At 69.9% G+C, this 2,499-nt stretch carries 3 protein-coding genes; all 3 read right to left on the bottom strand.

Annotated elements, in window-relative coordinates; translation table 11 throughout:
* Positions 1–1,072: mannitol dehydrogenase family protein (locus IV088_RS22550; protein ID WP_291106435.1), on the bottom strand; the 1,072-nt coding region annotated here is incomplete at its 3' end.
* 21 nt (positions 1,073–1,093) lie between these two features.
* Positions 1,094–1,828 carry an SDR family oxidoreductase gene (locus IV088_RS22545; RefSeq protein WP_291106433.1) on the bottom strand — a complete coding sequence of 245 codons (735 nt, stop codon included), beginning with the start codon at positions 1,826–1,828 and terminating at the stop codon, positions 1,094–1,096.
* A 36-nt stretch (positions 1,829–1,864) separates the two neighbouring features.
* A partial coding sequence (locus tag IV088_RS22540; protein WP_291106431.1) for a TOBE domain-containing protein occupies positions 1,865–2,499 on the bottom strand: 635 nt, incomplete at its 5' end.

Below are 2,499 nucleotides of genomic sequence, written 5' to 3'. Positions count from 1 at the left end.
CGTCCATGGCCACGCGCTGGTTGGTGTCGGCGATGGCGGGGTTGCCGAAGCGGTCGAGCACCACGTCGCGGTAGGCTTCCAGATCGATGGGGCAGGGCAGCAGGACGGGGATCGCGTCGTCGGTGACGTAGTCAAACGCCATCTGGCGGATCGCCGGGTGGTGCGTGCCTTCGTGGATGTACTGGAAGCCCGCCAGCGTGCCGGCCCAGGCGATGCAGCTGTGCGTGGCGTTGAGCAGCCGGATCTTGGCTTCCTCGTGGGCCTGCACCGACTGCACCATCTCCACGCCGACGGTCTCCCACTCGGGGCGGCCGTTGATGAAGTTGTCTTCGATCACCCACTGGATGAAGCTCTCGCCCATCAGCGCGGCCGGGTCGTCCTGGCCGGTGGCGGCGCGCACGCGTTCAGCGACATCGGGCGTGGGGCGGGGCGTGATGCGGTCCACCATGGCGTTGGGGCTGGTGGTGTGGTTCTGCACCCAGGCCAGCAGGACGCTGTCGCCCAGGGCTTCGATGAACTGGAGCAGACCGCCGCGCGAACGGTCGCCGTTGTGACGCAGGTTGTCGCAGTTCATCAGCGTCACCGCGCCGGCGCCGGCCGTCATGCGCGCGCGCAGCAGCGTGACCAGGCCGCCGTAGATGGTGTGGCCGGCCCGGCCGCTCTTCACGGCCTCCAGATCGGCACGCAGGTCGGGGAACGTGGCCCAGTCCAGGCGGTTCTGGGCGTCGAGGTAGTACCCGGCCTCGGTGACGGTGAAGCTGATGATGCGGGTCGCCGGGTCGGCGGCCACGGCCACCAGCGGGGCCAGGTCGTCCTGGTAGGACAGCACGCGCTGGATGGACGTGATGCGGGTGTAGCGGCGCTCGCCCTGCGGCGTCACGGTCTCCAGCGTGTAGGCACCGCCTTGCGCCTGCAGCGCGGCGATGGTGTCGAGCATGTCGGGGCGCAGGTTGCCGCCAGCGATGGCCCAGCGGCGGTCTTCGGGTTGACCGAGCTCGCGCAGCTGGTGGATGTAGACGGCCTGGTGAGCGCGGTGGAACGAGCCCAGGCCCAGGTGCAGGATGGTGTTCATGGTGTGTGATGAAAGACAGGGTCAGAGGTCGAAATTCGTGGGCATCATCACCACGTCGCGGATCGTCATGCCGCGCGGTCGCGTGAGCATGAACAGCACCACGTCGGCCACTTCCGAGGCCTCGATCAGGCTGCCGCTGGCCTTGGCTTCGGCCAGCTTCTCGGCGGGCCAGTCGGCCAGCAGCGAGGTGATCACCGGGCCGGGCGAAATGGCGCCCATGCGGATGCCGTGTTTGAACACCTGGCGGCGCACGGTCTGAACGAAGCAGTCGATGGCCCACTTGCTGGAGGCGTAGACCGGCTCCCAAGGCGTGGGGAAATGCGCTGCGAGCGAGCTGGTGACGATGATGTCGCCGCTGCCGCGTTGAATCATGTGCGGCAGCACGCCGCGCACGTTTTTCATGACCACGTTGATGTTCAGGTGGAGCATGCGGTCGATGGCGTCGTCGCTGGCGTCCACCAGGTCGCCGCCCACGTAGAGGCCGGCGTTGGCGTGGAACACATCGAGCCGGCCGCCCAGCGCGAGAACGCGCTCGGGCAGGGCCGCGCATTGCGCGGGGTCCAGCAGGTCCAGCACCAGCGGCAGGGCGGCGTCGCCCAGCGCTTCGCAGGCCTTCGCCAGGGCCCGGGCGTCGCGGTCGATCAGCACGACCCGCGCGCCGGCCGCCGCCAGGGCCTGGGCGCTGGCGAAACCGATGCCCGATGCCGCGCCCGTGACGGCGGCCACCTGGCCGTCCAGAGGGTGTGTGGGATTCATGTGCTTGCTGGGAGGTGGTTGCGGCGGTTCAAGGGATCACGCGGTGGCGCGGCCGACCACGCGGCCGCTGTTGTCGAACCAGTGGGCCTGGCGGGTGTCGATGTCGAGCGTGACCTGGTCGCCCGCGCTCAGGGCGGTGCGCTCGCTCTGGCGCGCCACCAACTGCGCGCCCTCGCCGGTGCTCACGTAGATCAGGGTTTCGGCGCCCAGTGCTTCCACCAGCTCCACCTGCCCGCGCACGGCGCCCTGGTCGGCGGCGCGCACCGCGACGTTCTCCGGGCGCAGGCCGATGGAGCCGCCCACCGCGCCGGCCGGCGCCTGTTGCTGGATCAGCGCGGGCATCTGCTGCAGGGGCGACACGTTCATCTGCGGCGTGCCGATGAACTGCGCCACGAACTGGTTGGCCGGCTTGTCGTACAGCTCCAGCGGCGTGCCCACCTGTTCGATCAGGCCGTCGCGCAGCACCACCACGCGGTCGGCGAGCGTCATGGCCTCGACCTGGTCGTGCGTCACGTAGATGGTGGTGGCGCCGAGGTCGCGGTGCAGCTTGGCGATCTCCACGCGGGTCTGGCCGCGCAGCGCGGCGTCGAGGTTGGAGAGCGGCTCGTCAAACAGGAACACCTTGGGCGCGCGCACGATGGCGCGGCCGATGGCCACGCGCTGGCGCTGGC

Source organism: Hydrogenophaga sp., from assembly GCF_018780075.1.
In the GTDB taxonomy this organism is placed as follows: domain Bacteria; phylum Pseudomonadota; class Gammaproteobacteria; order Burkholderiales; family Burkholderiaceae_C; genus Hydrogenophaga.
The sequence above is the reverse complement of the archived record's forward strand: the minus strand, read 5'-3'. Positions and strand labels throughout refer to the sequence as shown.

Excerpts from the sequence above, each read along its gene's own strand:
- IV088_RS22545 (WP_291106433.1), bottom strand. The coding sequence starts at position 1,828 with ATGAATCCCACACACCCTCTGGACGGCCAGGTGGCCGCCGTCACGGGC.